The sequence below is a fragment of the Streptomyces siamensis genome, assembly GCF_039543605.1.
GTDB lineage: Bacteria > Actinomycetota > Actinomycetes > Streptomycetales > Streptomycetaceae > Streptomyces > Streptomyces siamensis.
The window spans coordinates 229,216-252,282 of the sequence record NZ_BAABKB010000032.1; the positions used below are offsets into that span (position 1 = coordinate 229,216).

At 72.4% G+C, this 23,067-nt stretch carries 21 protein-coding genes; 13 read left to right on the plus strand and 8 right to left on the minus strand.

Features of this window, described 5'->3' with window-relative positions; all coding sequences use genetic code 11:
- Positions 1-33: 33 nt before the first annotated feature.
- Positions 34-2,073: a bifunctional aldolase/short-chain dehydrogenase gene (locus ABEB03_RS34595; RefSeq protein WP_345656820.1), complete on the minus strand. Its 2,040-nt coding sequence runs from the start codon at positions 2,071-2,073 to the stop codon at positions 34-36.
- Positions 2,074-2,219: 146 nt separating this feature from the next.
- The gene (gene rhaI / locus ABEB03_RS34600) at positions 2,220-3,380 is read right to left on the minus strand and encodes an L-rhamnose isomerase (RefSeq protein ID WP_345656821.1); all 1,161 of its coding nucleotides are present in this window, start codon (positions 3,378-3,380) and stop codon (positions 2,220-2,222) included.
- Positions 3,381-3,762: 382 nt separating this feature from the next.
- On the opposite strand from rhaI, the gene ABEB03_RS34605 reads away from it, so the two are divergent.
- The 8 genes from ABEB03_RS34605 (at position 3,763) to ABEB03_RS34640 (ending at position 12,618) form a co-directional block, all read left to right on the plus strand.
- A complete protein-coding gene (locus tag ABEB03_RS34605) occupies positions 3,763-5,277 on the plus strand; it encodes a sugar ABC transporter ATP-binding protein (RefSeq protein ID WP_345656822.1) in 1,515 nt (504 codons plus the stop codon).
- A complete protein-coding gene (locus ABEB03_RS34610; RefSeq protein ID WP_345656823.1) occupies positions 5,274-6,314 on the plus strand; it encodes an ABC transporter permease in 1,041 nt (346 codons plus the stop codon). The genes ABEB03_RS34605 and ABEB03_RS34610 overlap by 4 nt, the downstream gene beginning before the upstream one ends.
- Positions 6,307-7,296, plus strand: coding sequence for an ABC transporter permease (locus ABEB03_RS34615; protein ID WP_028798687.1), 990 nt, complete (start codon positions 6,307-6,309; stop codon positions 7,294-7,296). Before ABEB03_RS34610 ends, ABEB03_RS34615 begins: the two co-directional genes overlap by 8 nt.
- A 175-nt stretch (positions 7,297-7,471) precedes the next feature.
- Positions 7,472-8,554: a rhamnose ABC transporter substrate-binding protein gene (rhaS, locus tag ABEB03_RS34620; RefSeq protein WP_345656824.1), complete on the plus strand. Its 1,083-nt coding sequence runs from the start codon at positions 7,472-7,474 to the stop codon at positions 8,552-8,554.
- Between the two features lie 17 nt (positions 8,555-8,571).
- The gene (locus ABEB03_RS34625; RefSeq protein ID WP_345656825.1) at positions 8,572-8,892 is read left to right on the plus strand and encodes an L-rhamnose mutarotase; all 321 of its coding nucleotides are present in this window, start codon (positions 8,572-8,574) and stop codon (positions 8,890-8,892) included.
- A gap of 346 nt (positions 8,893-9,238) precedes the next feature.
- The gene (locus ABEB03_RS34630; RefSeq protein WP_345656826.1) at positions 9,239-10,258 is read left to right on the plus strand and encodes a LacI family DNA-binding transcriptional regulator; all 1,020 of its coding nucleotides are present in this window, start codon (positions 9,239-9,241) and stop codon (positions 10,256-10,258) included.
- A 156-nt stretch (positions 10,259-10,414) separates the two neighbouring features.
- Positions 10,415-11,716, plus strand: a complete 1,302-nt coding sequence (locus tag ABEB03_RS34635; RefSeq protein ID WP_345656854.1) for an alpha/beta fold hydrolase — start codon at positions 10,415-10,417, stop codon at positions 11,714-11,716.
- A gap of 65 nt (positions 11,717-11,781) precedes the next feature.
- Entirely contained in the window at positions 11,782-12,618 is an 837-nt protein-coding gene (locus ABEB03_RS34640) for an enoyl-CoA hydratase/isomerase family protein (protein ID WP_345656827.1), read from the plus strand.
- Positions 12,619-12,636: 18 nt separating this feature from the next.
- Here the strand turns inward: ABEB03_RS34640 and ABEB03_RS34645 are convergent, their stop codons facing one another.
- On the minus strand, positions 12,637-13,512 hold the full coding sequence (locus tag ABEB03_RS34645) for an SDR family oxidoreductase (RefSeq protein WP_345656828.1): 876 nt from the start codon (positions 13,510-13,512) through the stop codon (positions 12,637-12,639).
- A gap of 215 nt (positions 13,513-13,727) precedes the next feature.
- Between ABEB03_RS34645 and ABEB03_RS34650 the strand changes: the two genes are divergently transcribed.
- Positions 13,728-14,576 carry a pentapeptide repeat-containing protein gene (locus tag ABEB03_RS34650; protein WP_345656829.1) on the plus strand — a complete coding sequence of 283 codons (849 nt, stop codon included), beginning with the start codon at positions 13,728-13,730 and terminating at the stop codon, positions 14,574-14,576.
- Here the strand turns inward: ABEB03_RS34650 and ABEB03_RS34655 are convergent.
- On the minus strand, positions 14,538-16,028 hold the full coding sequence (locus ABEB03_RS34655) for a cytochrome P450 (protein ID WP_345656830.1): 1,491 nt from the start codon (positions 16,026-16,028) through the stop codon (positions 14,538-14,540). The genes ABEB03_RS34650 and ABEB03_RS34655 overlap by 39 nt on opposite strands.
- 107 nt (positions 16,029-16,135) lie before the next feature.
- On the opposite strand from ABEB03_RS34655, the gene ABEB03_RS34660 reads away from it, so the two are divergent.
- Together ABEB03_RS34660 and ABEB03_RS34665 are read left to right on the plus strand one after the other, a co-directional pair.
- Entirely contained in the window at positions 16,136-16,744 is a 609-nt protein-coding gene (locus ABEB03_RS34660; RefSeq protein WP_345656831.1) for a TetR/AcrR family transcriptional regulator, read from the plus strand.
- A gap of 119 nt (positions 16,745-16,863) precedes the next feature.
- Positions 16,864-17,589, plus strand: coding sequence for a DUF2470 domain-containing protein (locus tag ABEB03_RS34665; RefSeq protein ID WP_345656832.1), 726 nt, complete (start codon positions 16,864-16,866; stop codon positions 17,587-17,589).
- Here the strand turns inward: ABEB03_RS34665 and ABEB03_RS34670 are convergent.
- The 3 genes from ABEB03_RS34670 to ABEB03_RS34680 form a co-directional block, all read right to left on the minus strand.
- Positions 17,557-18,798: a lactonase family protein gene (locus ABEB03_RS34670; protein ID WP_345656833.1), complete on the minus strand. Its 1,242-nt coding sequence runs from the start codon at positions 18,796-18,798 to the stop codon at positions 17,557-17,559. The two genes, ABEB03_RS34665 and ABEB03_RS34670, sit on opposite strands and share 33 nt — an antisense overlap.
- 123 nt (positions 18,799-18,921) lie before the next feature.
- Entirely contained in the window at positions 18,922-19,980 is a 1,059-nt protein-coding gene (locus tag ABEB03_RS34675; RefSeq protein WP_345656834.1) for a hypothetical protein, read from the minus strand.
- A 65-nt stretch (positions 19,981-20,045) separates the two neighbouring features.
- Complete coding sequence (locus ABEB03_RS34680; protein ID WP_345656835.1) at positions 20,046-21,308, minus strand: FUSC family protein; 1,263 nt, start codon at positions 21,306-21,308, stop codon at positions 20,046-20,048.
- A 114-nt stretch (positions 21,309-21,422) separates the two neighbouring features.
- Here ABEB03_RS34680 and ABEB03_RS34685 point away from each other — a divergent pair, with 114 nt between their 5' ends.
- Together ABEB03_RS34685 and ABEB03_RS34690 are read left to right on the plus strand one after the other, a co-directional pair.
- Positions 21,423-22,019 (plus strand): TIGR03086 family metal-binding protein, encoded by a 597-nt coding sequence (locus ABEB03_RS34685; RefSeq protein WP_345656836.1) that lies wholly within the window; start codon positions 21,423-21,425, stop codon positions 22,017-22,019.
- A 167-nt stretch (positions 22,020-22,186) separates the two neighbouring features.
- A complete protein-coding gene (locus ABEB03_RS34690; protein WP_345656837.1) occupies positions 22,187-22,528 on the plus strand; it encodes a helix-turn-helix transcriptional regulator in 342 nt (113 codons plus the stop codon).
- Between the two features lie 7 nt (positions 22,529-22,535).
- Here the strand turns inward: ABEB03_RS34690 and ABEB03_RS34695 are convergent, their stop codons facing one another.
- The gene (locus tag ABEB03_RS34695) at positions 22,536-23,030 is read right to left on the minus strand and encodes an FBP domain-containing protein (protein WP_345656838.1); all 495 of its coding nucleotides are present in this window, start codon (positions 23,028-23,030) and stop codon (positions 22,536-22,538) included.
- Positions 23,031-23,067: the final 37 nt, after the last annotated feature.

Sequence of the window (23,067 nt, forward strand, 5' to 3'; positions counted from 1 at the left end):
GGTCGACCGCGGCGTACGTGTGGTGCACAGCCGTCACCGCAGGAACGCGGCGGCGACGCCCGCGTCGACCGGGACGTGCAGACCCGTGGTGTGCGTCAGCTCCCCGCCGGTCAGCGCGAACACCGCGTTCGCGACATGCTCGGGCAGCACCTCCCGCTTGAGGATGGTCCGCTGGGCGTAGAACTCGCCGAGCTTCTCCTCCTCGATGCCGTAGGTCGCCGCGCGCTGCGCGCCCCAGCCGCCCGCGAAGATCCCCGACCCGCGGACCACCCCGTCGGGATTGACGCCGTTGACCCGGATGCCGTGCTCGCCCAGCTCGGCGGCCAGCAGCCGCACCTGGTGCGCCTGGTCGGCCTTGGTCGCCGAGTAGGCGATGTTGTTGGGTCCGGCGAAGACCGCGTTCTTCGAGGCGATGTAGACGATGTCGCCGCCGAGGCCCTGCCGGGTCATCACCCGCGCCGCCTCGCGCGAGACGAGGAACGAGCCGCGGGCCATGATGTCGTGCTGGAGGTCCCAGTCCTTCGCGGTGGTCTCCAGCAGTGGCCTGGAGATGGAGATGCCCGCGTTGTTGACGACCAGGTCGACGCCGCCGAAGGCCAGCACCGCCGCCTTGAAGGCCTCGGTGATCTGCTCCTCGGACGTCACGTCGACGGTGACGGCGACGGCCTTGTCGGGGCCGCCGAGCTCCTCGGCCACGGTGGCGGCGTTCTGGGCGTTCAGGTCGGCGACGACCACGCACGCGCCCTCGGCCACCAGCCGGTGCGCGATCGCCCTGCCGATGCCGCTGCCGGCGCCCGTCACCAGCGCCACGCGCGTGGCGAGCGGCTTGGGCTTCGGCATCCGCTGGAGCTTGGCCTCCTCCAGGGCCCAGTACTCGATGCGGAACTTCTCCGCCTCCTCGATCGGCGCGTACGTGGAGACGGCCTCGGCGCCCCGCATCACGTTGATCGCGTTGACGTAGAACTCGCCCGCCACACGGGCCGTCTGCTTGTCCTTGCCGAAGGAGAACATGCCGACCCCGGGGACCAGCACGATCGCCGGGTCCGCGCCGCGCATCGCGGGGGAGTCGGGCAGCGCGTGCCGCTCGTAGTAGGCCGCGTACTCCTCGCGGTACCCGGCGTGCAGCTCCTTCAGCCGGGCGACCGCCTCGTCGAGGGGCGCGGTCGGCGGCAGGTCGAGGACGAGCGGCCGGACCTTCGTGCGCAGGAAGTGGTCCGGGCAGGAGGTGCCGAGCGCGGCGAGCCGCGGGTGCTCGGCGCGGGCGAGGAAGTCGAGGACGACGTCCGCGTCGGTGAAGTGGCCGACCTGCGGGCGGTCCTCGGAGGCGATCGCCCGGACGTACGGCGCCAGCGCCGCGGCCCGGTCCCGACGGCCGGCCTCGTCGAGGGCCTCGTAGCCCTCGACGACCGGGCCGAAGGGCTCCGCCGCGCCGCGCTCGGTGAGGAACGTCTCCGCGGTGCGGATGATGTGCAGCGAGTTGCGCTCGCACTCCTCGGCGGTGGCGCCCCAGGCGGTGATGCCGTGGCCCCCGAGGACGCAGCCGATCGCCTGCGGGTTGGCCTCCTTGACCGCCGCGATGTCCAGGCCGAGCTGGAAGCCGGGGCGCCGCCAGGGCACCCACACGACACTGTCGCCGAAGCACTCGGCGGTCAGCTTCTCGCCGTCGGCCGCGCAGGCGAGCGCGATACCGGAGTCGGGGTGCAGGTGGTCGACGTGCGGCGCGTCCACCAGGCCGTGCATCGCGGTGTCGATGGACGGGGCGGCGCCGCCCTTGCCGTGCAGGCAGTAGTCGAACGCGGCGACCATCTCGTCCTCGCGCTCGACGCCCGGGTAGACGTCGGTGAGCGCGCGCAGCCGGTCCAGGCGCAGCACCGCGAGACCGGCCTCGGTCAGGGTGCCCAGGTCGCCGCCGGAGCCCTTGACCCACATCAGCTCGACGTCGCCGCCGGTCACGGGGTCGGTGTCGGTGCCCTTGGCGGAGGCGTTGCCGCCCGCGTAGTTGGTGTTGCGGGGATCCGAGCCGAGCCGGTGCGACCGGGCCAGCAGAGCGGCGGCTTCGGGATGGGATGCCATGTTCCTGATCCTTCGGAAGTGAGAAGACGTGCCCGGGTGCGCACCCGGGGGAGGGCGCCCTTCAGGGGGCGGGTGACCGCGCGACCGGCCCGACGCGGCCCGCGGGCCGCGCGCGGCGGGACGGCGAAGGGGGACGGCGCCGGGGGCTACGCCCCCCAGCCCGCCTGCTGCCCGCCGACCCGCTCGGCGGCGATCCGCTCCGCCCAGCCGGACCGGCGGTAGGCGGCGACCGGGTCGGGGTCGAGTCCGAGCTCCGAGCGCACCTCGGCGAGGAGCGGCCGTACGTCGGTGTTGTAGGCGTCCATGAGCACCGCGTTGGCGGCGAGCACGTCGCCCTCGCGCTGCGCGGCGGCCAGGGCGTCACGGTCGACGAGGAGGGCCTTCGCCGTGGCCTCCTGGACGTTCATTACCGAGCGGATGATCGCGGGGATCTTCGCCTCGATGTTGTGGCACTGGTCGAGCATGAAGGCGACGTCCGGGGTGAAGCCGCCGCCGCGGATCACCTCGTACATGATCCGGAAGAGCTGGAAGGGGTCGGCGGCGCCCACCATCAGGTCGTCGTCGGCGTAGAAGCGGGAGTTGAAGTCGAAGGCTCCGAGCTTCCCCTCGCGCAGCAGCGTGGCGACGATGAACTCGATGTTGGTGCCCGGGGCGTGGTGTCCGGTGTCGACGACGACCTGTGCCTTGGGGCCGAGCTTGAGGCAGTGCGCGTAGGCCGTGCCCCAGTCCGGGACATCCGTCGCGTAGAAGGCCGGCTCGAAGAACTTGTACTCCAGGAGCATGCGCTGGTCGTCGCCGAGCCGCTCGTAGACCTGGGCGAGGCTCTCGGCGAGCCGGTCCTGGCGCTCACGGATGTCGTCCTGGCCGGGATAGTTCGTGCCGTCCGCGAACCAGAGCTTCAGGTCCTTCGAACCCGTCGCGTCCATGATGTCCACGCACTCGAGAAGGTGGTCGAGGGCCTTGCGGCGCACCGACGCGTCCGGGTGGCAGACCGAGCCGAGCCGGTAGTCGTCGTCCTGGAAGGTGTTGGAATTGATCGCGCCCAGCTTCAGGCCGCGCTCCTGCGCGTGCTTGGCCAGGGCCTCGTAGTCGTCGACCTTGTCCCAGGGGATGTGCAGCGCGACCGTCGGGGCCGCGCCGGTGAACTCGTGCACCTTGGCGGCGTCGTCCAGCTTCTCCTGCGGGGTGCGGGGGACCCCGGGTTGCGCGAACACCTTGAACCGGGTCCCCGAGTTCCCGTACGCCCACGACGGCGTCTCGACGGCCTGGGTCTTGAGCGCGGCCTTCACCGCGGCGAGCTCGGTCACTTCGGGACTCCTACGACTTCGGATCTGAAAAGGACTGCTGGGGCGGATCTCTTCGGGCGGGCCCCGGACGGGTCCGGACGGGCTCGTGGGACGGGCTGTGCGAAGAGCGTCCTGCGGTGCTTCCGGAGGGGCTGATGGGACGGCTACCTGCAACGACTGTCTGAAACGATTCAGAAGGTGAAGCTATGAGCCGTCCGAGGGGCTGTCAACCCCTGTGGCGCAGACCGTTCTCCGTGACTCGGTTGTGACCTTTGACCATCGAAAAATTTCGACACGAACCCATTGACGTGACCTGGGTGACATGCCTAACGTCCCGGCAACCCAATTGAAACCTTTCACGACGCTGTGGGGCCGTCCCGCCGGCGTCGTCGAGGAGCCCCTCATGACCCACCCGTCCGATACGGGTCCGGCCCCCGTGCTGGCGCTCAAGGACATCTCGAAGTCCTTCGGCGCCGTGCGCGCCCTGCGGGACGTGTCCCTGGAACTGTTTCCCGGCGAGGTGCACGCGCTCGCCGGAGAGAACGGCGCGGGCAAGTCGACCCTCATCAAGACGCTCGCCGGCGTGCACCGACCGGACGCCGGCCAGGTGCTGCTGGACGGCGAGTCCACCGTCTTCCACGGACCCGCCGACGCCCGCGACGCGGGCATCGCGGTGATCTACCAGGAGCCCACGCTCTTTCCCGACCTGTCGATCGCCGAGAACATCTTCATGGGCCGCCAGCCCCGGCGCGCGCTCGGCCGCATCGACCACAAGGCGACCCACGCGGCGACCCTGGCCCTGATGAAGCGCCTCGGAGTCGAACTCGACCCCGACCGCCCCGCCCGCGGCCTGTCCATCGCCGACCAGCAGATCGTCGAGATCGCCAAGGCCCTCTCCTTCGACGCCCGTGTCCTGATCATGGACGAGCCGACCGCCGCCCTCACCGGCAGCGAGGTGGCCCGCCTCTTCGGCGTCGTGCGCACCCTGCGCGACCAGGGCTCGGCGGTGCTGTTCATCTCGCACCGCCTGGAGGAGATCTTCCAGATCTGCGAGCGCGTCACCACCCTGCGTGACGGCGCCTGGATCGCGAGCGAGCCGCTGGACGGCATGACCGAGGACGACCTGGTGCGCCGGATGGTCGGCCGCGACCTCGACGAGCTGTACCCGAAGCAGGACGTCCGGGCCGGCGAGGTCGCCCTGAGCGTGCGCCGGCTGACCCGCGAGGGCGTCTTCACCGACGTCTCCTTCGAGGTGCGGCGCGGCGAGATCGTCGGTCTCGCCGGCCTCGTCGGCGCGGGCCGCACGGAGGTGGCGCGGGCCGTGTTCGGCGTCGACCGCTGGGACGGGGGCGAGGTCGAGGTCGACGGCAGGACGCTGACCAACGGCGCACCCTCGACGGCCATGGCCGCCGGACTGGCCCTCGTCCCCGAGGACCGGCGTGCCCAGGGCCTGGTGATGGACATGTCCATCGAGCGGAACATCGGACTGACCGGCCTGCGCAGCACGGTGCGGGCCGGCCTGATGGACCGCGGTGCCGAGCGCAGCCGTTCCCTCGACTGGGCCGTCAAGCTCCAGGTGAAGTACGCCAGGATCGCGGACACCGTCTCCACGCTCTCCGGCGGCAACCAGCAGAAGGTCGTCCTCGCCAAGTGGCTCGCCACCGGCCCCAAGGTGCTGATCGTCGACGAGCCGACGCGTGGCATCGACGTCGGCACCAAGGCCGAAGTGCACCGCCTGCTCAGCGAGTTGGCCGCCGACGGGGTGGCCGTCCTGATGATCTCCTCCGATCTGCCCGAGATCCTCGGCATGGCGGACCGCGTGCTGGTGATGCACGAGGGCCGGCTCACCGCCGAGATCCCACGCTCCGAAGCCACCGAGGAAACCGTGATGGCCGCAGCCACCGGGAGGGCCGCATGACGGTGACCGCTCCCAACCCCGCCCCCGCCGCCGAGGTGCCCAGGTCGAGCGGCACCCGGCTGGTCGACCGCGTCTTCAAGATGCGCGAACTGGCCATCCTGGTCGTCTTCCTGGTGATGATCGCCATCACCCAGGCGGGCAACAGCCACTTCCTGTCCGAGCAGGGCATCAAGGACCTGCTCCTGAACGCGACGATCCTCGTCCTGGTCGCCACCGGACAGTCGCTCGTCGTCATCACCCGCAACGTCGACCTGTCGGTCGGCTCGACGCTCGGCATCAGCGCCTTCGCGGCCGGCACCTATCTCCAGGGCGGCGGGAACCCCGTAGTCGCCGTGTTCCTCTCGGTCCTGCTCGGCATCGCCTGCGGACTGGTCAACGGAACGCTCGTCAGCCTCGGCCAGGTGCCCGCGCTCGTCGTCACCCTCGGCACGCTCTACATCATCCGCGGCATCGACTCCATCTGGGTCGGCTCCCGGCAGATCACCGCGGCCGACCTGCCGGGCTCCTTCGTCGACTTCGGCTCCGGCGGCATCTCGGCCGTCCCCTACCTCGCGCTGATCGCGGTGGCGGTGCTGCTGGTCACCGCGTACTACCTCAAGCACTTCGGCAGCGGACGCGAGCTGTACGCGCTGGGCTCCAACCCGGAGGCCGCCCGCCTCGCCGGCATCCCCGTCCGCAAGCGCATCCTGACCGCGTACGTGGTGTGCGGGGGCCTCGCCGGACTCGCGGGGGCCCTGTACCTCGCCCGCTTCGGCAACGTCGACTCCGGTACCGGGAACGGCTACGAACTCACCGTCGTCAGCGCGGTCGTGGTCGGCGGGGTCGTCTTCACCGGCGGTTCCGGCAGCGTCTACGGCGCCGCCCTCGGCGCCTTGCTGCTCACCTCGATCAACAGCGTGCTGCCCGCCCTCGGCGTCAGCTCCGTCTGGGTGCTCGCCATCAACGGCATCCTGCTCATCCTCGCCATCGCGGTCGACCGGGTCGTCGCGCTGCGCGTGGCCTCCGCACTGAAGAAGAGGAACGCCCGCCATGGCTGACTCGCCCCTCGCGCGCGCCGTCCGCTGGGACACGGTCGTCGGCGCCCTCCTCATCGTCCTGCTGCTGTTCTCCTTCGGCTTCGTCGACGGTTTCGGCAACGCCCTCAACCTGTCGTTCCTGATCGGCAACACGCTGCCCATCGCGTTGATCGCCCTGCCGATGACCCTGCTCGTGGTGGCGGGGGAGATCGACCTGTCGGTCGCCTCCACGGCCGGCCTGTCCGGCGCGGTCATGGGAGCCCTGTGGAACCAGGGCATGTCCATCGAGACGATCATCCCGCTGTGCCTGCTCCTGGGCGTGGTGTGCGGCCTGGTCAACGGTCTGCTGGTGACCCGGCTCGGACTGCCCTCCCTCGCCGTCACGATCGGTACGCTCGCCGCCTACCGGGGCGTCGCACAGATCGTGCTCGGCTCGGACGCCGTCACCGACTTCCCCACGCAGTACCTCGACTTCGCGGCCGGACGCATCGGCGACACGTTCCTCCCGCAGGCGTTCCTGCCCTTCCTGGTGCTGCTGGCCGTCGCCGTGGTCGTCCTGCACGCCACCCCGTTCGGGCGCTCCGCGTTCGCGGTCGGCGCCAACGAGGAGGCCGCGCGGTTCGCCGGCGTCCGCGTCAAGCGGCAGAAGCTGATCCTGTTCGTGGCGACCGGCTTCATGGCCTCGCTCACCGGTGTCTTCTGGGCCCTGCACTACGCCAGTGCCCGGTACGACAACGCCACCGGACTCGAACTCTCCGTCGTCGCGGCCGTCCTGCTCGGCGGCATCGACTTCGACGGCGGCAAGGGCACGCTCGGCGGCGCGATCGCCGGCGTCTTCCTCCTCGGCGCCCTGCAGAACGTGATGAGCCTCCTGAACGTCTCCGCGCAGTCGCAGATCGTCGTCACCGGCGTCCTGCTCGTCGTCTCCGTGCTCGGCCCCCGGGTCGCACGGCAGATCTCCGTGGCACGGGCGGGCCGCAGGGCGGCCACGACGCAGACCTAACCGCCCCGCCCCGTTCCACCCGCTCACGGAGTGCCCGAACGTTCCCGGCGCACCCGCCGGGCCGGCCCTCCGACGGCCGTCCCCGGCCGGTCGCGCCGACGCGGCGGAGCCGCACACACAGACAGTCCCGCGCCCCGTCGGGGGCGCACCCTCTCCCTCCCGAAAAGGACCCGCCATGCGCAAGTCGTCGATCCGTCGCAGCTGCGCGGCCCTCGCCGCCGTCACCTCGCTCGCCCTGGCCGTCACCGCCTGCGGTGGCACCACCAAGAACGACGTCAAGGACTCCGGCGGCTCGGCCGCCACCGCGGGCAAGGCCGACCCGAACGCGGCCACCAAGAAGGGCCTGACCGTCGGCTTCCTGCCCAAGCAGGTCAACAACCCGTACTTCACCTCCGCGGACAAGGGCGGCGAGAAGGCGCTCAAGGAACTCGGCTCCAGCTACAAGGAGGTCGGCCCCAGCAGCGCCACCGACACCAGCAGCCAGGTCAGCTACGTCAACACGCTGACCCAGCAGCAGGTCGACGCGATGGCCGTGTCCGCGCAGGACCCGGGCGCCCTGTGCACGGCGCTCAAGCAGGCGATGACGAACAAGATCAAGGTCGTCACCTACGACTCGGACACCAAGACCGACTGCCGCAACGCCTTCGTCTCGCAGGCCAGCGCCGAGGACCTGGGCCGCACCGAGGTGCAGCTGCTCGCCGAGCAGATCGACTACAAGGGCGAGATCGCGATCCTGTCCGCCGCGCAGACCGCGACGAACCAGAACACCTGGATCGACTTCATGAAGGACGAGCTGAAGGACCCCAAGTACAAGGACATCAAGCTGGTCAAGGTCGCCTACGGCAACGACGACGCCCAGCAGTCCTTCCAGCAGACCCAGGGCCTTCTCCAGGAGCACCCGAACCTCAAGGGGATCATCTCCCCGACCACGGTCGGCATCAAGGCCGCGGCACAGTACCTGTCCGGCTCGAAGTACAAGGGCAAGGTCAAGCTGACCGGCCTCGGCACCCCGAACGACATGCGCAAGTACGTCAAGAACGGCACCGTCGACGCCTTCGAGCTGTGGGACCCGGCGAAGCTCGGTGAGCTCGCCGCCCGTACGGCGGTGGCCCTGTCCTCCGGGCAGATCACCGGCAAGGAGGGCGAGACCTTCAAGGCCGGCGACATGGGCACCTTCACCATCGGCAAGGACGGCGTGATCAACCTGGGCAAGCCGACCGTGTTCGACGCCAAGAACATCGACCAGTTCGACTTCTGATTCCCCAAGGGGTGTTGATGCAACGCGTGTGCTTCCTGCTGAAGGTCAGGGCGGACCGCCTCGACGAGTACCGCGAGCGGCACGCCGCCGTGTGGCCCGAGATGTGCGAGGCGCTCTCGGCCACCGGCTGGCACAACTACTCGCTCTTCCTGCGCGAGGACGGCCTGCTCGTCGGCTACCTGGAGACCGAGGACTTCGCCGCGGCCCAGGCGGGCATGGAGGCCACCGACGTCAACGCCCGCTGGCAGGCGGAGATGGCGCCGTTCTTCGAATCGCTGGACGGCGCCCGACCCGACGAGGCCATGAAACCGCTCACCGAAGTCTTCCACCTCGCCTGAGCAGGACTCCGCGCATGAGACGACGCACTCGGCCCACGACGGCCCGCGCGGTCGGCCCGCGGTCCTTCGGGCGCACCGACCGCACACCGCCGTACGGCGGCGGAGGGTCCGACACCCACGCCGAGTCCGTCGTCGACGGCACGAAGGTCCCGCGGGTCGCGGCCCTCCTCCCGGTCCTCCGGGAGAGGTCCGGCGGGACCACGCCCTCGTCACCGCGTCGCCACCCCCTGTGGGGGCGCGGCACCGCTCTGCGTCGGGCTGTCCGCATGACCACTGGTTCCGGCCCGTGCGCGGGTAATGTGAGGGCCTGCCCGCCGCTTCTCGTTTCCCTGGAGGTTTCCGCCTGATGGCCCAGTCGGTGGGTATCAAGGACGTCGCCCGTGCCGCCGGAGTCTCCGTCGGCACGGTCTCGAACGTGATCAACCGCCCCGACACGGTCGCCTCGGAGACCCGGGCGCGGGTGCTGTCCGCCATAGACCGGCTCGGCTATGTGCGCAGCGAGTCCGCCCGTCAGCTGCGGGCCGGACGCAGCCGGATCATGGGCCTGCTCGTCCTGGACATGGGCAACCCGTTCTTCGTCGACGTCGCGCGCGGCGCGGAGCGCGCCGCCCGCGAGGCGGGGCTCGGCGTGATGGTCTGCAACAGCGCGCAGAGCGCCGGCGAGGAGGCCGACTACCTGTCGCTCTTCGCCGAGCAGCGGGTGCGCGGAGTGCTGCTGACGCCGACCGACGCGAGCGGGCGCAACATCGACGCGTTCCGCCGCAACGGCATCCCGTTCGTACTCGTCGACCGGGTCGCCGACGGCACCACCGAGTGCTCCGTCTCGGTGGACGACGTCGCGGGCGGCGCCCTGGCGGTACGGCACCTCGTGGACGCCGGCCACCGGTCCATCGCGTACGTGAGCGGCCCGCCCGGACTCAACCAGGTGCGGGACCGCCGCACGGGCGCCCTGAACGCCCTGGCGGAGGCGGGACTGGGGCCCGACTGCCTGCGCGAGCTGCCCACCGAGCGACTCGACGTGTCCGCGGGCCGCGACGCCGGCGCCCGGCTCCTCGGCCTCGCCGAGCGGCCCACCGCCGTCTTCTGCGCCAACGACCTGCTCGCCCTCGGCGTCCTCCAGGCCATGTACGCGGCGGGCGTCGACGTGCCCGACGACCTCGCCATCGTGGGCTACGACGACATCGAGTTCGCCGCCGCGGCGGCCGTACCGCTGACCTCGGTGCGTCAGCCCGCCGTGACCATGGGCGCGCTCGCCGCCGAGCTGCTCCTGGAGGAGATCGAGACGGAGACCGCTCCGCACGAGCACCGCCGGGTGGTGCTCCAGCCGGAACTGGTCGTGCGCCGCTCCAGCCTCTCCGCGCGCTGAGCGGCCGTTCAGTTGCCGGGGCGTCGACGGGCGGCACCCGCGGCGCTGCGGGCTGAGCGGCTGTTCAGTAGATTTTCTTGATCCCGGGGCCCACCGCCTCAGGAACATGTGCTCAACTGGGACACGGCCTGGAATCCGTACGTCTCGGGAGCCCTGTTGACCGTCAGCTACCGTCAGCCCGGTGTGGTCCTCACCGACCACCGCTTCGCCGTGCCCCTCGACCACGACGACCCGGCGGGGGAGAGCATCGAGCTCTTCGCCCGCGAGGTCGTCGCGAGCGACAAGGCGCACCAGGACCTCCCCTGGCTGGTCTACCTCCAGGGCGGTCCCGGCTTCGGCGCCAACCGCTTCATCGGCAAGCAGGCCTGGCTCGGCCGCGCGCTGAAGGAGTTCCGGGTGCTGCTGCTGGACCAGCGCGGCACCGGACACTCCACGCCCGCCAACCGGCAGACCCTCCCGCTGCGCGGCGGCCCCCGCGAGCAGGCCGGCTACCTCGCGCACTTCCGCGCCGACTCCATCGTCCGCGACTGCGAGGCCATCCGGCCCCGCCTCACCGGCGGCGCCCCGTGGACCGTCCTCGGCCAGAGCTTCGGCGGCTTCTGCACGGTCCACTACCTGTCCGCCGCCCCGGAGGGTCTGAGCACCGCCGTCATCACCGGCGGCCTGCCGTCCCTGGACGCGCACGCGGACGACGTGTACCGGGCGGCGTACCCGCGCATCGAGCGCAAGGTCGCCGCGCACTACGCGCGCTACCCGCAGGACGTCGAGCGAGCGCGCCGGATCGCGGAGTACCTGCTCCAGCACGAACCGGTCCTGAACGGCGGCTACCGCCTGACCGTCGAGGCCTTCCAGTCGCTCGGCATCCTGCTCGGCGGCAGCGAGGGCAGCCACCGCCTGCACTACCTGCTGGAGGAGGCCTTCGTCCGCACCCCGCAGGGCCCGGCGCTCTCCGACGCCTTCCAGGAGGACGTGCAGAGTCTGCTGTCGTACGCCGGACATCCCCTGTACGCGCTCGTCCACGAGGCCTGTTACGCCCAGGGTGACCGGCCCACCGCCTGGTCCGCCGAGCGGGTGCGCGCCGAGTTCCCGCAGTTCGACGCGGCCAAGGCCCTCACGGACGACGGCCCGGTGCTCTTCACCGGGGAGTCCGTGCACCCCTGGACGTTCGACACCGACCCGGCCCTGCGGCCGCTGCGCGAGACCGCCGAGGAGCTGGCCGCCCGCACCGACTGGCCGGCGCTGTACGACCCGGCCCGCCTCGCCGCGAACGAGGTGCCGGTCGCCGCGGCCGTCTACCACGACGACATGTACGTCGACGCCGAGCACTCCCTGCGCACGGCGCGCGACATCCGGGGCGTGCGGACCTGGGTGACGGACGAGTTCGAGCACGACGGTGTGCGGGCGGGCGGGCCGCGCGTCCTTGACCGGCTGCTGGCGCTCGCGCGCGACGAGGTCTGAGATTCCCGGATCCCCCTAGAATTCTGACGGACTGTCAGAAGTCGTCGGCGTTCCGAGGGGGCACGGTGATCGAGACCACGCGCACGGACATCCCGGAGGGCGAGGAGCGGCTGCGCCTCGACGTCGAGGACGACGGTATCGGCGTCCTCACCCTCTGCCGCCCGGCCAAGCTGAACGCGTGGAGCTGGGAGTCCACCCGCCAGCTGGGCCTGTTCGCCGACCGGATCCGCTTCGACGAGTCGATCCGGGTGGTCCTGCTGCGGGCCGAGGGGCGGGCCTTCTGCGCGGGCATCGACGTCACGGCGCCGGGCGGGGCGATCACCGGCCGCACCGGCGCCGAGCGGTTCCGCAACTACTACGAGGGCATCCGCTGGGCGCACGAACGGTTCGCGGCCTTCGCCCGCCTGCCGCAGCCGGTCGTCGCGGCGGTCCGCGGCCACTGCCTCGGGTTCGGCTTCGAACTCGCCCTCATGGCGGACGTCCGTGTCGCCGCCGGCGACGCGGTGTTCGCCCTGCCCGAGACCCGGCTGGGGGTCGCGGTCGACGCCGGCGGAGATCTGCGGATCGCACGCGAGGCGGGAGCGGGGTGGGCGAAACTCCTCGCGCTGACGGGACGGCGGATCGACGCGGCCACGGCCGAACGCCTCCGCCTCGTCCAACTCGTCACCACGCCCGACGAGACGGAGACGACCGCCCGCGGCCTCGCCGCGGAGATCGCGGCGAACGCGCCGCTCGCCGTGCAGGGTGTGAAGCACGACATCGACGCGTACACCGACGCCGGGCTCGCCGCGGCCCTCGACCGCGCCGCCGTCTCGGCCGCGCTCACGCTCACCTCCGAGGACGCCCGCGAAGGGTACGCGGCGAAGGGCGCGCGTCGCACGGTCCGCTTCGAGGGGAAGTGACCGCCCGGGCCCGCGGACTCAACCGGTGAAGGGCCCCCGCCCCAGCTGGTCCCGCAGCGGTACGACGGGTGGGCTGACGAGCTCCCGGCGCTGCCAGTTCGCGCCGTCCACCACCAGGGTGTGGCCCGTGATGAACCGGGCGTAGGGGGACGCCAGGAAGGTCGCCGCCCAGCCGAGCTCCCTCGGCGCGCCGACCCGGAGCGCCGGCTGGCGCGCGTCGTGCGCGCCGGCCCGGTCCAGCGGCCCGCGGATGTCCCCGGTCATGTCCGTGTGCGGCATGAGCCCCGGCACCAGGCCGTTGACCTGGATCCCGTACGGCCCCCACTCCACGGCCAGCGTCCGGACCAGGGCGCTCACGCCGGCCTTGGCCGCCGCGCTGTGCGCGAAGCCGGGGCCGCCCGTCCAGGCGTACGACGCACCCACGTCGACGACCGAGCCCGGAGTGCCCGCGGCGAGATGACGGCGGCCGAACTCACGCGTCACGAGGAACGTGCCGGTCAGAGTGATGTCGACGACCGCCCGCCACGCGTTGGGCGACATGTCCTCGGCGGGCACGGGGAAGTTGGCCGCCGCGTTGTTGACCAGCACGTCGGGCAGCCCGCACAGGTCGAACACCTCGGCGACGCGCCCCGCGTCCCGGATGTCGCACACGGCGGTCGTCACCCGCGCGCCCAGCGCCGTCAGCTCCTCGCGCGCGGACCGCAGATGTTCCTCGCCGCGACTGACGACCAGCAGGTCGGCGCCCAGCCGCCCGAACTCGGCGGCGATCGCCTTGCCCAGGCCCGTGCCGCCTCCGGTGACCAGGACCAGGGAGCCGTCGTACGTGCCCGGTGGCAGCGCGCTCGCACCGAGCGGCGGAGGGGCGGGCAGGCCGGGGAGGGAGGTGTCGTCCATGGCCGTCTCGATACCGTCTGCGCCGCCAGATCTCCAGAGACAGGGAACGCCTTCCGGCCGGACCGGGGCGCGCTCGGCACCCGCCACGGTGCGCGGAGGACGGGCGGTGGCGCGTGCGGCCCCGTGACGGCACGCCGCGGCCGGGCGGACGAGTGGTCCGGACGAGGGCGTCGCCCCAGTTCAGGGCGGTCCGATCGGCTCAGTACGCTGGGTGCATGCGAGAAGACAGGGGAGCGGCCCCCGGGCGGCGGCTGGAACTGCTCAAGGCCGACTGCGGTGAGTGCTTCGGTCTGTGCTGCGTCGCCCTGCCGTTCTCCCGCTCCGCGGACTTCGCCCTGGACAAGGACGCGGGCGCACCCTGCCCGAACCTGAAGACGGACTTCCGCTGCGGCATCCACACGCGGCTGCGCCAGGAGGGCTTCACCGGCTGCACGGTGTACGACTGCTTCGGCGCGGGGCAGAAGGTCTCCCAGGTCACGTTCGGAGGCCGGGACTGGCGCTCGGGCTCCGCGGCGCACGCCCGGCAGATGTTCGACGTGTTCCCGGTCGTCCGGCAGCTCCACGAACTCCTGTGGTACCTGAGCGAGTCCCTGACGCTCCCCGCCGCGCGGCCGGTCCACGCGGACGCGCGCCGCGCGCTCGACGAGACGGAGCGGCTCACCCGGCTGAGCCCGCAGGAGCTGGCCGACCTGGACGTGGGAGCCCACCGCCGTGAGGTCAACGTGCTCCTGCTGCGGGTCAGCGAGCTCGCCCGCGCCGGCGTGGGCCGGGGCCGGAAGAAGGACCGCCGCGGCGCCGACCTGATGGGCGCCCGCCTCAAGGGCGCGGACCTGCGGGGCGCCGATCTGCGCGGCGCCTACCTCATCGCCGCCGACCTGACCGGCGCCGATCTGCGCGGCGCGGACCTGATCGGCGCCGATCTGCGGGACACCGACCTCACGGACGCCGACCTGACCGGCGCGTTCTTCCTGACCCAGCCGCAGCTGAACGCGGCCCGCGGCAGCGCGGACACCGGACTTCCGGAGTCAGTCACCCGCCCGGGCCACTGGACCGCCCGCGGCTGAGGCCTCCCGCCGGACCGGAGCACGCCGCTCCAGCCGCAGCCGCAGCCCCTGCGGCATCAGCGTCAGCCGCTCCGCGACCCGCAGCCGGTACCCGGGGTCGGGCAGCAGCTCGTAGCGGCGCAGCAGCAGCCCGAGGACCAGCGTCGCCTCGTGCAGGGCGAACTGGCGGCCGATGCAGGCCCGCGCCCCGGTGCCGAACGGCTTGAAGGTGTGCGCGGGCCGGGCCCGTACCGCCTTCGCGTCGAAGCGGTCGGGGTCGAACTGCTCGGCGTCGGGCCCCCACACGTCCGGGTCGCGGTGCAGCATCGCCGTCAGGACCAGCGTCCAGGCGCCCTGCCGCATCGGATGGACGTCACCGAGCACGGTGTCGCGCCGGGCCTCGCGCGCGAAGGCGGGCGCCGTCGGCCACAGGCGCAGTGCCTCGTCCAGGACGCGGCGGACGTAGCGCAGCTTGGCCACCTGGTCGTAGCCGGGCCGGTCCGTGGCGCCCCAGACGCGGTCGACCTCGGCACGGGCGCGCGCCGCGACCTGCGGGTGCAGCGCGAGGTAGTGCAGGGCGAAGGACAGCGCGCCCGACGTGGTCTCGTGTCCCGCGACCAGGAACGTGATGACCTGCCGGCGGATGTTCTCCGGCGCCAGCCGTTCACCGGTCTCGGGGTGGGCGGTGTCCAGCATCCGGTCGAGCAGGTCGCCGTCACCGCCGCCGGGGCGACGGGCCGCGACGACCGCGTCCACCGTGCGGTTGAGATGGGCGATGTCCGCCTCGTTGCGGCGTGCGGCGCCGCGCAGCAGCAGGGGGGCCAGGGGGCCGGGGATGCTGTTGAGCCGCTGCGCGTACGTCAGCGTGCCCACCATGGCGTTCACGAAGGGGTGCGGCCGGGAGCGTTCGAAGGAGCCGAAGTCGTGACCGAAGCCGGTCCGGGCGATCGTCTCCAGGGTCAGCTTCGTCATGTCGCCGGGCACGTCCACCGCGCGCCCCGCCGTCTGTTCCCGGTCCCAGTGGTCCGTCAGCCGCTCGGTGACGGCCAGCATCATCGGGTGGTAGCCCTCCATGGCGTCGCGGCTGAAGCCGGGGGCGAGGACGTCGTGCGCCAGCTGCCAGTTGGGCTCGTGGTTGTAGGCGGTGAACAGACCGTCCCCGGCCACCGGGCGCAGGTTCGCGACGCCCAGGCCCACGTGCTTGGCGAACCGTGCCTCGTCCGCCAGGTCGGCGGCGAGGTCCGCGCCCCAGACGAAGACGATCTCCTTGCCGAAGATCTTGCGCCGGAAGATCGGCCCGAGCAGGTGTCCGAAGCGCATGGAGTCCTGGACCGGGGAGCGCGGACTCACGCCCAGCACGTCGCCGGCCAGCGGGACACGGCGCGGCGGGTGCGGGATGCGGTGCAGCTCCGGCCAGCCCAGCTCCGCGCTGCGGAACCCCCTGGGCGGCGCGTCCTCCGTCGTCCGAGCCATCAGCCATCTCCCTTGTGCCTGGGACGGGTTGAATCTGTTGTACGTGGGTTCAATAGCGGAATTCAGTCTGGTCCCGTTGTTGAACCGACGTCAAGTACAGTGCGGGCATGGCGGGGAAGCAGGGGGAACGGACGCGGCGGCGGCTCAGTACCGAGGAGCGTCGCGAGCAGCTCCTGTCGGTCGGGGCGTGCCTGTTCTCGGAGAGCCCGTACGACGACGTGTGGATCGAGCAGGTCGCGGAGATCGCCGGGGTCTCGCGGGGACTGCTGTACCACTACTTCCCGACGAAGCGGGACTTCTTCGCCGCCGTCGTCGAGCGGGAGAGCGGCCGGATGCTGCGGATGACCGCGGCCGTGCCGGGAGTTCCGGTGCGCGAGCAGCTCGGCGCGGGCCTCGACACCTTCCTCGGATACGTGGAGGAGCATGCGCACGGCTTCCGCGCCTTCCATCGTGCCGACGCGGCGGGCGACCAGGCCGTGCGCAGGGTCTACCGGCAGGCGCTGGCCGCGCAGGAGCGGCAGATCCTGGAGGCGCTCGCCGCCGACCCCGAACTCGGCCGGCTGGCCGAGGAGCGCCCCGAACTCCGGATCGCCGTCCGCGGATGGCTGGCCTTCACCACGGCCGTGTGCCTGGAGTGGCTCAGGGGTGCGGACCTGAGCCGGGCGCAGGTGCGTGACCTGTGCGCGCGGGCGCTGCTCGGCGCCATCGATCTCTGAGGCGGCACGGCTCTCACGGGACAGGCCCCGGAACGGGGGCGGTCCGGGAACGGCGAGGCGTGGTTGGCGTACGCCCGGATCTTCGATAGGTTAGGCAAGCCTTACCTAAGGAGGAATTGATGGGTGACCGTCACGCCTGGACGGCCGCGCCCAGCGCGGCGGAATGTGCCCGATCGTTGCTGGCCACGGCCTGGTCCTGCGCGGTGACCGCGCAGGGCGGCCGCGAGGAGTACGTCGGCGCGCACACCGTCGCCGCGGACGGCCGGGTGCTCCTGCACGTACCGGAGGACAGCGCACTCCTCGCCGCCGCGATCTGCGCACCGCGCGGCGAGCCGTCCGCCGTCCTGGAGTTCGCCGACGTCGCTCCCGTACCGCTGCGCAACCGCATCCGCGCCCGGCTGTGGCTCGCCGGATGGTGCGCCCCCGAGGACGGGCAGCTGGCCTTCCGGCCGACGCGCGCCGTGCTGCGCCGCCCGTCCGGGACGCTCGTGCTCGACCTCGACGAGCTCGCCGACGCCCGCCCCGACCCCCTCGCCACCGCCGAGGCCCGACTGCTCACCCACCTCGCCGAGGCCCACCCGGACGCGGTCGAGCGGCTGACCCGGCTGGTCGAGCCGGACAGCCTGCACGGCGCGGTGTGCGTCCAGCCGCTCGCCGTCGACCGGCACGGACTGACCCTGCGCATCGAGCGGGCGCGCGGCAACGGCGACGTACGCCTGCCCTTCCACGCACCGGCCGACGACGTGTCCGAGCTCACCGAACGCATGCACGTCCTGCTCGCGCAGGCGAGCTCGGCCTCCTGCCCGCGCCCCCTACAGCGGCAGCGCGCAGACGGCGACCGGTGAGGCGAACGGCTCGCCCGCGAGCCGCAGCCCGCCGTCCGCGGCGTCGACCTGGAACACGCTGACGGTGCCCGATCGCTGGTTCGCCGCGAACAGCAGCCGTCCGTCCGGGGAGAACGCGATGTGGCGCGGGAAGTCCCCGCCCACCGGCACCGTGTCCAGCAGCCTCAGCCGAGCGCCGTCCGCCTCGACGGCGTAGCGCGTCAGGCTGTTGTGGCCGCGGTTGGCGAGATACGCGTACGCCCCGTTCGCCGTCACCAGGATCTGGGCCGGGTAACTCGTGCCCTCGCCCGTGCCCGTGGACTGCGGATCGCCCACCGTGAGCCGCCCGGTGGCCGGGTCGTAGCCGCAGACCGCGACGGTGTTGTCGACCTCGTTGGCGAGATAGGCGTGGCGGCCGTCGGGGTGGAAGGTGAGATGGCGCGGGCCCGCGCCCGGCCGCGTGTGTGCCTGCGACACCTCGGCGAGCGTGCCCCTCGACCGGTCCAGCCGGTAGGTGTAGACCGTGTCGGTGCCGAGGTCGACGGCGAGCACGTGGTCGCCGTCCGGTCCGGTGATGAACTGGTGCGCGTGCGGGCCCTGTTGGCCCGGCCCGGGTGCCGGGCCGGAGTGCGTGACCAGGTCGGTGCGCTCACCGAGCGCGCCCGAGGCGTCGATCGGGTGCACGGCCACGCTGCCCGACCCGTAGTTCGCGCTCAGCAGCCAGCGCCCGCTCGGATGCACGGACAGGTGGCAGGGACCCGCACCCCCGGTGGAGCGCGTGCCCAGCACCGAGGGTTTCTGGCCGCCCGCGCGCAGCCGTAGGGCCGTCACGCCGCCGTCCTCCCGCTCGTCGACGGCGTACAGCGTCCGGCCGTCGGGGTGCGGAGCGAGGTATGACGGATCGCCCACGCCGGTGACGGTGCCGACGCCGGTGACACGGCCCGTCGTCGGGTCGTAGGAGGCGATGCCGATCCCGGTGCCGCCGCCGTCGACCGAGGTGTAGGTGCCGAGGAACAGCGGGCGCGGACCGGGGCGGGAGCCGTGCGCGGGGGAGCGTGCGGCGGTCGGCGCGGGTGCGGCCGGAGCGGGCGTCGCCCCTGATGGCACCGTCCCTGGGGCGGCGGGCGCCGGCACCGTCGTCACGGCGGCTGCTCCCGCGAGCACGCCCACGAAGCGGCGCCTGCTCCAGCCGCCGCCCTGGCCCGGGGACGGTCGCGCGTCACTGCTCATGCCTGCACCCCAGGTGTCGATTGCCTCGGCCGTGACAGTCACCTTGGCGTGCGGCACCCTGCACATGCAAGACCGGCAACGCGCGTTGCACACAGTGCAACGCGCGACCGGCCCCCGAGGCGTCTACCAGTCACCGTCCTCGACCGGCTTGCCGGGCGCGTCCCCGAGCGGCTTGATCTGGTGCGGCGAGGGCTGCTGCCAGGGCTCGTGGTCGTCGCCCAGCCACTCGCCCACCGGCTGCACCGAACCCAGCGCGTTCGTCGGGGCCAGGTCCGCGGCGTCCTGGTCGTAGTAGTCGAACCAGGGGAGCCCCGCGCGCGTGTAGGCGGCGCGGTCGACGGGGGACGGCGGGGCCGCCTCGCCGGTGATCCGGCGCCACTCGGGCGGCGTCACGAGGTGGACGAAGACGCGCCCCGCCGGCTCCTCGGCCCAGGCCTTGAGCGGCCGGTCGTCACGGTAGACCTCCTGGCGCATGGAGCCGCCGACGCCGAGCCCCATCGCCGGGGCGCTGCGCGCACGCCCCGCCGGGACCGCCGCGGGGGCGGGGACCGCGCCCGGCGCCGCCGGTGCGGCCATCGGGTAGGCGGCGCCGTACCCACCGCCGGGCGGCGGCATGAAGCTGCGCTCCTGGGCCCGGCGGCGCTCCTCCTCGCGCCACGCGGCCAGCTCCGCGTCATTGAGCGGGAAGGACTGGAGCTGGACGCCGCCCCACACCTCCTCGCCGGTGACCTGGCCCTCGACCGTGGCCCCCAGACCCAGCGGCACCGCCACGAACTGGCGGACCGTGCCCTTGCCGGAATTGATCCCGTCCAGCCATGGCTGCCGGGGCAGGACCACGTAATTCTGCGGCTTCCGCGTGAGACGGGAGCTCCACCTCTTGCCCGAGATCGCGCACACCTTGCCGACGCCGACCTGCAACGCCGCAGGCTCCGACGACCCGGCGAAATTCAGCCACATCGCCTCGCGCAGATACACCGGCAGCATCACCCCGCCGCGTGACCGCCATGCGGCGGGCACGGTGTCCGCGTAGTCCTCGACGCGGCGCACCGGGAACTCGCCGAGCCCCGGAGGCAGGGCGTGCGTGCCGGTCTCGGGCAGTCGCAGGGTCCGCATGAACCGCACCTGCACCCCGCCCGGCAGTCGCAGCGTGTTCCCGTCGATCCGTACGGCTTCCTCGGTCATTCGACCGCCCCCTCCTCGTCGTACCGCTCCGGCGCCGGAGCGCCCCCGGCGTCGTCACGCTTTCCTCAGCTAGAACGACGGGAAGCAGCGGGGCGGTTCCGCTTGATGCGCAGCCGCGGCGGCACGCGCAGCCGTTGCCGCAGCCGGGTGAGCCGGGGGCGGCGCTCACGCTGTTCGCGTGCGCAGCGGTCCAGCTCCTCCAGAAGCCTTCGGGTGCGGTGCTCGGTGTCCAGCTCGTCGATGAGGCGGTTGACCTCGGCCAGGAGCGCGCCGTGCAGCTGCCAGTGCCGGGCGTCCCGCTGCACCTCCTCGAGGAACAGCTGCGCCAGCTTGTCCCGGGTGGCGGCCGCCGTGGTCAGCTCGGCGCTCAGCCGCTCCTCGGCGGACGCGGCACTACGGCTCACATCGCTGGTCACCAGCACGGCGAAGCTGACGACGGCGTCGGCGACCTGGGCCAGCAACTGCTCGAGTACGGCCCCCGCCTGCGGCTCGAACAGCGGTTCCGGCTCACGTTCCTTGGCGAGGTCGGTGAGGCTGCGCGCGATGACCCGCAGGACCACGGTGCAGATCTCCAGGGTGTCCAGACCGGTGCGCAGCACCACCCGGTGCAGCAGTCCCTCCCGCACCCGAGGATTGAGCTTGAGGCTGTCCTCGGCCTGCCGCAGCGCCGCGTCCACCCCACCGATGTCGTGATCGAGGCGGCGCGCCTCGTGCAGCCGCTCGGCGGCCAGCCGGAAGGGGGTGCGGCCCGCCGCCTGCTCGCCGACGCGCAGCATCAGCTGCCGCATCCGGCGCGCGAGGTCCTCGATGGACTCACCGGCCGCGCCGACCCACACCGGGGGCGGGAAGACGAGGTTGGCGCCGAGTCCCACGACGGCGCCGATCAGCGTCTCGACGACGCGGGCCCACGCGGTGTCGCCCACCCTGGTCACGCCGAGGACCAGCATCGCGCTGATCGCCACCTCGGGCACGAACTCGCTGACCCGGACGAGGTGCCCGGCGATCAGCGAGGCGAGGATGATCAGGCCCAGGCTCCACCAGGTCAGCCCCACCAGGCTGCTGAAGCCGATCGCGATGACGACACCCGCCACCACGGAGTTCACCCGCCGGACGCCGGTGGTGATCGTGGAGTACAGGGTCACCTGGACGACCAGCAGGGCGGTGAGGGGCGCGGTGAGCGGCGCGGGCTCGGGACTGAGGTGCACGGCCACGACGTACGCGATGGTCGCCGCGGCGGTCGACCGCAAGGTCTGCAGAACCACCGGCTCCCGTCGCCGCTTCACCATCCGGGCGACGCCGGCCGCCCACTCACCCTGTACCTCTCGCATCTCTGGCCTGTTCCCCTTCCACAGGTGGGCCGAACTTCTTCATTGCGGACCGAATCTGTCCGCAATCGGGCCTAGGTTGGTGTCATCAGCCGGAGGGACCAGGAGGGGACCGGAATGAGCAACGTCCAGGGAGTCGAACTGCTCGCGCGGGCGCACACCTACCTGCGGGAGGTCGCCGCGGCCGTGCCGGAGGGCGGATGGGGAGCGCCCACGCCGTGCAGCGAGTGGACGGCCCGGCAGGTCCTCAATCACGCGCGGCTCGACCAGCAGGCCTACGGCGCCGCGATCACCGGCGCCGGCCGGCCGGAGTCGGACCCCTTCCAGCCCGTCGACGGGCTCACGGCCGACGCGCAGGGGGCACTGGACAAGGTGCTGCGCGAGGTCGCGGACGCCTACGCGCAGCTGCCCGCCGACGCCGCGGAGGTGCCGACCCCGCTGGGGCCGCTGCCGCTGTCCCTGGCCGCCGCTGCGGCCGCCATGGACGCGGCCGTGCACGCCTGGGACATCGCCGTCGCGACGGGGCAGGACGCTCCGCTGGACGAGGAGGTGGCCGAGGGCATCTGGCCCGCGGCGCAGGCGCTCGCCGACCATCTGCGCGACTCGTTCGGGGTGTTCGCCCCCGCGCGTGAGGTGCCCGAGGGCTCCGGCCGGGCCGCGACCCTGCTCGCCTTCCTGGGCCGCGACCCGCACTGGACGCCCGCCGCGTCCTGAGACCGGGACTGCCCGGGACGTCCCTCCCGGGCGGCCGCGCCCCGGGCTTCCGTGGCGCGCTGCCGTGTCCCGGGACCGGTGTCACGGCGCGTCATCACCTGTCACCGCATACGGGAAACGGGTTTCACCCTTTTGTATACGTGAATGCGTCGCCCTACCCTGGGGGCATGGATGGAGCACCGGAGGCGCACTCGGGGTGGACGTTCCTCACCAACCATGCGCGCGTGCTCGCCGCGGTCGCCGAGAACCCCCGGACCCGTATCCGCGACATGGCCGTCCGCTGCCGGCTCACCGAGCGTGCCGTGCAGAAGATCATTTCCGATCTGGTGCAGGAGGGATATCTCTCCCGCACCCGCGTGGGACGCTCCAACATCTACCGCGTCGAACCGGGGACCATCCTGCGCCATCCCGCGGACGCGGGCCTGAGCGTGACCGATCTGCTCGCCCTGCTGGCCCGGCACGACGCGCACCGCGGCGACCGGACGACGGGAGCGCAGACCGCCGAGTGAGGCCGTGTCAGCCCGTGACCCTGTCCAGGAACGCGGACAGGTTGTGCATGGTCCGGGCGATCTGCTCCGCGACCGTGAGGGTCTCCTCCAGGCGGGTCCCCGACGGCGGGAGCCTCCTGCCGCGCACATAGAGGGAGCAGGCCAGGTCGGTGCAGATGTAGACGCCGACCGAATTGCCCTCGCGGCCCGCCGCGCCGGCCTTGCGGGCCGTCATCAGGGAGACGCCGCCGCCCGGATGTGTCGTCAGGCACAACGAGCACATGCTGCGGTGCAGGAAGCCGTGCCGCGAGGCGGGGCGTCGCAGCGCGATGCCGACGAGAGCCCCGTCCCGCTCGGTGACGAGGTGGCTGCGGTCGGGTGCCCCGGGATCTCGCCAGCCCAGGAAGTCCAGATCGTCCCAAGGGAGTTCGTCGAGGTTCCGGGGAGTGGCGAGACGCTTCGCCTCCCCCTTGGAGCAGTTGACGAACGAGGTGCGTATGTCCTGCTCGGTGAGTGATCTCATGGGGGAGTCCTTCCAGGGCGGAAACACTGAACCTAGG

What these genes read in the sequence shown, in the direction of transcription:
- ABEB03_RS34595 (WP_345656820.1), bottom strand. Translation starts at nt 2,073, where the DNA reads ATGGCATCCCATCCCGAAGCCGCCGCTCTGCTGGCCCGGTCGCACCGG.
- ABEB03_RS34605 (WP_345656822.1), top strand. Translation starts at nt 3,763, where the DNA reads ATGACCCACCCGTCCGATACGGGTCCGGCCCCCGTGCTGGCGCTCAAG.
- ABEB03_RS34610 (WP_345656823.1), top strand. Translation starts at nt 5,274, where the DNA reads ATGACGGTGACCGCTCCCAACCCCGCCCCCGCCGCCGAGGTGCCCAGG.
- ABEB03_RS34615 (WP_028798687.1), top strand. Translation starts at nt 6,307, where the DNA reads ATGGCTGACTCGCCCCTCGCGCGCGCCGTCCGCTGGGACACGGTCGTC.
- rhaS (WP_345656824.1), top strand. Translation starts at nt 7,472, where the DNA reads ATGCGCAAGTCGTCGATCCGTCGCAGCTGCGCGGCCCTCGCCGCCGTC.
- ABEB03_RS34625 (WP_345656825.1), top strand. Translation starts at nt 8,572, where the DNA reads ATGCAACGCGTGTGCTTCCTGCTGAAGGTCAGGGCGGACCGCCTCGAC.
- ABEB03_RS34630 (WP_345656826.1), top strand. Translation starts at nt 9,239, where the DNA reads ATGGCCCAGTCGGTGGGTATCAAGGACGTCGCCCGTGCCGCCGGAGTC.
- ABEB03_RS34645 (WP_345656828.1), bottom strand. Translation starts at nt 13,512, where the DNA reads ATGGACGACACCTCCCTCCCCGGCCTGCCCGCCCCTCCGCCGCTCGGT.
- ABEB03_RS34650 (WP_345656829.1), top strand. Translation starts at nt 13,728, where the DNA reads ATGCGAGAAGACAGGGGAGCGGCCCCCGGGCGGCGGCTGGAACTGCTC.
- ABEB03_RS34655 (WP_345656830.1), bottom strand. Translation starts at nt 16,028, where the DNA reads ATGGCTCGGACGACGGAGGACGCGCCGCCCAGGGGGTTCCGCAGCGCG.
- ABEB03_RS34660 (WP_345656831.1), top strand. Translation starts at nt 16,136, where the DNA reads ATGGCGGGGAAGCAGGGGGAACGGACGCGGCGGCGGCTCAGTACCGAG.
- ABEB03_RS34665 (WP_345656832.1), top strand. Translation starts at nt 16,864, where the DNA reads ATGGGTGACCGTCACGCCTGGACGGCCGCGCCCAGCGCGGCGGAATGT.
- ABEB03_RS34670 (WP_345656833.1), bottom strand. Translation starts at nt 18,798, where the DNA reads ATGAGCAGTGACGCGCGACCGTCCCCGGGCCAGGGCGGCGGCTGGAGC.
- ABEB03_RS34675 (WP_345656834.1), bottom strand. Translation starts at nt 19,980, where the DNA reads ATGACCGAGGAAGCCGTACGGATCGACGGGAACACGCTGCGACTGCCG.
- ABEB03_RS34680 (WP_345656835.1), bottom strand. Translation starts at nt 21,308, where the DNA reads ATGCGAGAGGTACAGGGTGAGTGGGCGGCCGGCGTCGCCCGGATGGTG.
- ABEB03_RS34685 (WP_345656836.1), top strand. Translation starts at nt 21,423, where the DNA reads ATGAGCAACGTCCAGGGAGTCGAACTGCTCGCGCGGGCGCACACCTAC.
- ABEB03_RS34690 (WP_345656837.1), top strand. Translation starts at nt 22,187, where the DNA reads ATGGATGGAGCACCGGAGGCGCACTCGGGGTGGACGTTCCTCACCAAC.
- ABEB03_RS34695 (WP_345656838.1), bottom strand. Translation starts at nt 23,030, where the DNA reads ATGAGATCACTCACCGAGCAGGACATACGCACCTCGTTCGTCAACTGC.